At 50.0% G+C, this 4,942-nt stretch carries 4 protein-coding genes and 2 pseudogenes; 3 read left to right on the forward strand and 3 right to left on the reverse strand.

The genetic code is table 11. The features are described from left to right. From WG8_RS18900 to WG8_RS18910, 3 genes and pseudogenes are all read right to left on the reverse strand, one after another. Window positions 1–735: pseudogene (locus tag WG8_RS18900) on the reverse strand (peptide ligase PGM1-related protein); the annotation flags it as partial. A gap of 50 nt (window positions 736–785) precedes the next feature. Beyond that, entirely contained in the window at window positions 786–1,979 is a 1,194-nt protein-coding gene (locus tag WG8_RS18905; protein WP_007431829.1) for a radical SAM/SPASM domain-containing protein, read from the reverse strand. Between the two features lie 57 nt (window positions 1,980–2,036). Beyond that, complete coding sequence (locus tag WG8_RS18910; protein WP_007431830.1) at window positions 2,037–2,315, reverse strand: acyl carrier protein; 279 nt, start codon at window positions 2,313–2,315, stop codon at window positions 2,037–2,039. A 352-nt stretch (window positions 2,316–2,667) separates the two neighbouring features. Between WG8_RS18910 and WG8_RS18915 the strand changes: the two genes are divergently transcribed. The 3 genes and pseudogenes from WG8_RS18915 to WG8_RS28780 form a co-directional block, all read left to right on the forward strand. Further along, entirely contained in the window at window positions 2,668–3,534 is an 867-nt protein-coding gene (locus WG8_RS18915; protein WP_007431831.1) for a MurR/RpiR family transcriptional regulator, read from the forward strand. Between the two features lies 1 nt (window position 3,535). Next, window positions 3,536–4,264, forward strand: coding sequence for a glucosamine-6-phosphate deaminase (gene nagB, locus WG8_RS18920; RefSeq protein WP_007431832.1), 729 nt, complete (start codon window positions 3,536–3,538; stop codon window positions 4,262–4,264). A 65-nt stretch (window positions 4,265–4,329) separates the two neighbouring features. Then, window positions 4,330–4,942, forward strand: a pseudogene (locus WG8_RS28780) (N-acetylglucosamine-6-phosphate deacetylase); the annotation flags it as partial.

Below are 4,942 nucleotides of genomic sequence, written 5' to 3' on the forward strand. Positions count from 1 at the left end.
GCCGAAGCGTCTCATCACACTCAGCAGCGTGTCCAGCTTGGACAGCTCGTCCAGCATATACATGCCTTGTCCCGAGGCACCATGCGGCTGCTTGATAATCAGCTTCACAGGCCCGTCCGCCAACTCAGCCAGTCTGACACACTCCCTGCGGATCGCCGCTTCGTCTTCGCACACAGCACCTTCGCTGACAGCAAAACCAAGCTTTTGCGCGGTCAGGCGACTGAATATTTTATCATTCACCTGAGCGCTGACCGAGGACGGAGCCCCAATCAACTCCAGCCCGCAGTACTCCGCAATCGCTTCCTCCTGCGGTGTGACCGCATACGGAACGAGCCACGCTTTGGCTCCACCCCCGCTGTGGCCTGCGTCCGCAACCGCGCGCAATCGCGCCAAAAGCGCCTTGTCCGCCAGCACCAGCTCTGAAATCGGCGTTAGCGGGTCAGAAGGTTCCGGCACCTCAATACGCGGCAGGCTAAAGCCCAACCGCTGAAGCATGTCCAGAAAAGCCTCATCCGGCTTTTCGCGAAGTACAATGATATCCTGACTTCGACACAGCAGGAGATTCATTTCCTCCATCCGGTTTACAACCTGCTGTTCATCCCGATCCACCATCCCCCCCTTGCGGGGGGACGGATGCCATACCTGCTCTGCGCCGATATTGAACAACCAAATCAGTACACCATGATCTCGTTCATGAGCAAGCGCTTCCACAAGATTGATCGTTTTCGTCGTCACGTCCTGTCATCCCTCTCTTCCATCCCGTAACAAACAACATTCACAGGACACTATATATATTTCAAAGAGCCCGCTCCATGCAGGTATAAGACGCTGCATTTGGAGCATACGGGCGTCAAGCCCTCGTGATTAATCTTTTGACGGGTCTTCTCATACGCATCCGAATTCCATATCTCCTCCAGACTCTGCTCACGCAAGCTTCCAATCGTGAACTCGCTGAAAAATTTGCACGGCATAACCTTCCCATCCGGCAAAATATCCGTTCTGGAGGTGAGAGCCAGGCATTGATTGGAGCAACGGCTGACCATTTCCTCGCCATGTATAAATTTGTCAATCTCCTCATAATCCAAACCGGGCTGATAGCGCACTCGGATGTTCCACACCCGCTCATTGATCCGCTGCAGCTCCTGCATCAAAGGGTCGATATTATCCGGGTTGATTTTATATTTGAAAGCATGCCAGCTACTGATATTATTTTCTTCAAGCTGCCTGAGCCAAGAGAAGTTACGTGTAAAATATTCATCCATTTTGAGGGAGGTTTCTTTGGAAATGTACCAGGGGAACGTCAGCAGCACCAGATCCAGCCTTTTGTCCTCCAGCATTTGCAGAAATTCGTACATTCGTCCGATCATGTTATCGTTAATGACCGCATGGACGGTTACCCGTCCTTTGTACAATCCCTGGTCACGCAGTTCAATCAGCTTATCCATCTGCCGCATCGTTTTTTGAAAGGTGCCTTTACCGCGAATCAGATCATGTTCTCTTTCAAAGCCTTCAATCGCTATTAACAGCTCCAGATTTTCAGATAAATCCAAAATCCGGTCCAAATATTTGTCAATTAGTAATCCATTCGTACAAAATGTCATTTCGCGCCGATCTTCCGCCAGCACGTCCAAAATTTCGTCAAAGCGCCGGTGAAACATCGGTTCACCGCCCCACATGTATAGCCGGGATTTGGCTTCCTTGGTCTCGCTCAAAATTTGCCGAAGCATGTCCGGGGCGAGATCCATGTTTTGCTCTTCTTTATCCATTTGATGATGATAGCCTTCCTCGTTCCATTCAAAGCAGTGTGTACATCTCAAGTTGCAGCGGTTCGTCAGCTTAATGCCGATCGTCTGGGGCATGTCCGTTTTGAAAGCAGGGTCCTGGGTTGCGTTACGATAAGACACGGAAGCGTTTTTCAGGTTACGCTTGATGAGCTTGAACGCCTTCTCATCAATCAGCACATTGCTTTTGGGCTGCATGCCAACACCTCGTTTAATGGATTTTCAGGCAAAGTGTTCCTAAGCCAAAGCCGCCTCTTAGACCGTCTTTATTCCCTCCGGGTGTGGCACTTGTTCCGCCTCGCTGATCCCCTGTATGTAGCTGCAAAAAGCATCTACCGAACGCAAATGTTCCAGCTCAAAGGAATCAAAATCAATTTCCACATCAAACGCATCCTCCACTTGCAGCATGAAATGAACCAACTGCAGCGAATCCAGTCCAGCATCATGAATAATGTCCGAATGTCCATCCAGCTTAGCGACCAGTTCAGGATCTTCCTTGACCGCGCTGATCATTTCAATCACTCGGCTTTGCATAGCAAACTCCTCCTTGTGAATGAGATTCTATTCGTTCCGCACAACAATGCCCACTGCAAGCTCCTTGAAAAATCCCTTCACTGGAACTTTATTCAATTATACCCCTCTAATGAAGAGACAAGTCAATAGGTTGTTTTGTAAATAAAACTCGAAATATGTGAATTAATGTATGTTTGTTTCTACAATTTTTGCAGCCCGTTTTTTCGTAAAATCCAGCGGATATTCTTCTCACATCTCTTGCATGAAGAGCATAATTATTTTACAATATACACGAAAATAATTTTCTTTAATAAGTCAAATATAATGATACTTTTTTTCATCAAAGCATTTTACAGCCAAAGGAGCGCAGCTCATGTCCCCTATCCTTCATACATTAGCCCATAGACTGGAGCAACTCCCCGTACAAGAGCGCAGGCTGGCGGAATCCATTCTGCAATCCCCGGAAGACGTGCTGCATCTGGGTATTCGGGAACTGTCAGAGCGTTGTGGTGTGAGTGCGGCGACCGTTACACGGTTTTGCAAATCACTACATTTTAAAGGCTATCCTGATTTCAAAATGAAGCTGGCCGCCGAGTTGTCCCATTCAAACCATAATGGTGAAGAATCCTACCAGGACATTGTTGCCGGGAATTCACTTTCCCGCATTGTGCAGGCTATTCAGGCGAACCATACGGCATCTATTGCGGACACGACTCGGCTGCTGGATTTCGACAAGCTGGAGCAAGCCATTACGTGGCTGTCAGCCACAAACCGCATTGATTTGTACGGGATGGCGACATCCTCGATTGTGGCGCAGGATTTTTACCAGAAGCTCATCCGTATTGGCAAAAATAGCACCGCCTTCGCCGATTCGCATATGCAGATCACCTCTGCCTCCTCGCTCGGGCCGGGAGATGTCGCCTTTGCTGTCTCCTACTCGGGGGAAACCCAGGAGACGATCGCAGCTCTGCGCTGCGCGAAGGAGCAGGGAGCCAAGACACTATCCCTGACCTCCTTCGGCAACAATACGCTGGCGGGGATTTCGGATATTGCTCTGTTTTCCTCTTCGCTGGAGGAAGGAATGCGGCGAGGAGATATGGCATCCCGTATCGCCCAGCTTCATATCATAGATATCCTGTTTACAGGTATGGTGAGCGCGGATTTTGACAAATATATTCCGAGATTGGAAGGTTCATATCAACAAGTGAGCAAGCTCAAAAAACAACCAGGGGGCCACTAAGATGAACATACGCATTTTTAACAGCCGTGAGGACCTGAACGCTACTGCCGCCGCTGTAATCGCCGGCTTGCTGCTAACCAAACCGCAGGCCATGCTTGGTCTAGCTACCGGTAGTACGCCTATTGGTATTTACCAACATCTTGCAGATATGTACCGCAAGGGACAGGTCAGCTTTGCACGAGCCTTTGCTGTCAATCTTGATGAATATGTCGGCCTTTCCCAGGATCACCCGCAGAGCTATCGCAGATTTATGAATGAACACCTGTTCCAGCATATCGACATTCCCATCGCCCATACGCGCGTACCTGACGGGAATGCATTGGATTTGGCAGCAGAATGTGCAGCACACGAGCAAGCCATTCTGGATCATGGGCACGTGGATCTCCAATTGCTCGGCATTGGTCATAATGGTCATATTGGCTTTAACGAACCCGGTCGCAGCTTGACTGGGTCCACACATGTTGTCGATTTGGAAGAAAGAACGCGTACGGCAAATGCCCGATTTTTTGGCCATATAGACGCTGTACCCAAGCAAGCAATTACGATGGGAGTAGGCACGATTTTAAAAGCGAAGCAAATTGTTCTGGTGGCTTTTGGTGCGGATAAGGCTGACATTATAAAGCAGGCTTTAACTGGACCCGTCACGACAGAATGTCCGGCTTCCCTGCTGCAATGCCATCCCAACGTGCTTATATTACTGGATCAGGAAGCAGGAGGTTGGTTTAATTGAACTCAGATGAATCGAGTGGCAGCATAACTCAGCTGCTGTATGGACAGGTCGTCGTCGGGAACGACATGATTGAAAAAGGGGTTGTCGTCATTCAGGGGCAATCCATTGTATATGCGGGTTCAGAGGAGGATTTGCCTGCGGATTGGACATCCGTAGACAAGGCAAGTCATACAGATGGTACAGCTAAAGCGGCAAGCATGGTTCGTCTGGAAGGCGGCTATCTGCTGCCGGGCTTTATTGACATTCATGTTCACGGCGGTAACGGCGAGGATTTTATGGACTCCAGCCCAAGAGTACTGGATACGATCACCTCCTTTCACGGCTCGCAAGGAACGACCGCCATGCTGGCTACCACGATGACCGCACCCAAGGAGCAAATTGACCGGGTGCTGGGTGAGGTTCACGCCTATATGGCACAGCCTATGCCCCATGCGCAATTGGAGGGCGTGCATCTGGAAGGACCATTCATTAGTCCGAACTGGCCGGGAGCACAAAACCCGCAACACATCGTGCCTCCGAATCTCGCGTGGATGGCAGAATGGGAGCAGCGCTACCCGGGCCTTGTTCGCCAGCTGACGCTTGCACCCGAACGGGAAGGTGCGCTGGAACTGATTACATGGCTGCGCAGCCATGATATTACTGCCGCTCTGGGTCATACGGATGCCACGTATGAAGAGG

Origin of the sequence: Paenibacillus sp. Aloe-11 (assembly GCF_000245715.1) — a bacterium.
Taxonomy (GTDB): domain Bacteria; phylum Bacillota; class Bacilli; order Paenibacillales; family Paenibacillaceae; genus Paenibacillus; species Paenibacillus kribbensis.

Coding starts and splice junctions, on each gene's coding strand:
- WG8_RS18905 (WP_007431829.1), bottom strand. CDS start 1,979: ATGCAGCCCAAAAGCAATGTGCTGATTGATGAGAAGGCGTTCAAGCTC.
- WG8_RS18910 (WP_007431830.1), bottom strand. CDS start 2,315: ATGCAAAGCCGAGTGATTGAAATGATCAGCGCGGTCAAGGAAGATCCT.
- WG8_RS18915 (WP_007431831.1), top strand. CDS start 2,668: ATGTCCCCTATCCTTCATACATTAGCCCATAGACTGGAGCAACTCCCC.
- nagB (WP_007431832.1), top strand. CDS start 3,536: ATGAACATACGCATTTTTAACAGCCGTGAGGACCTGAACGCTACTGCC.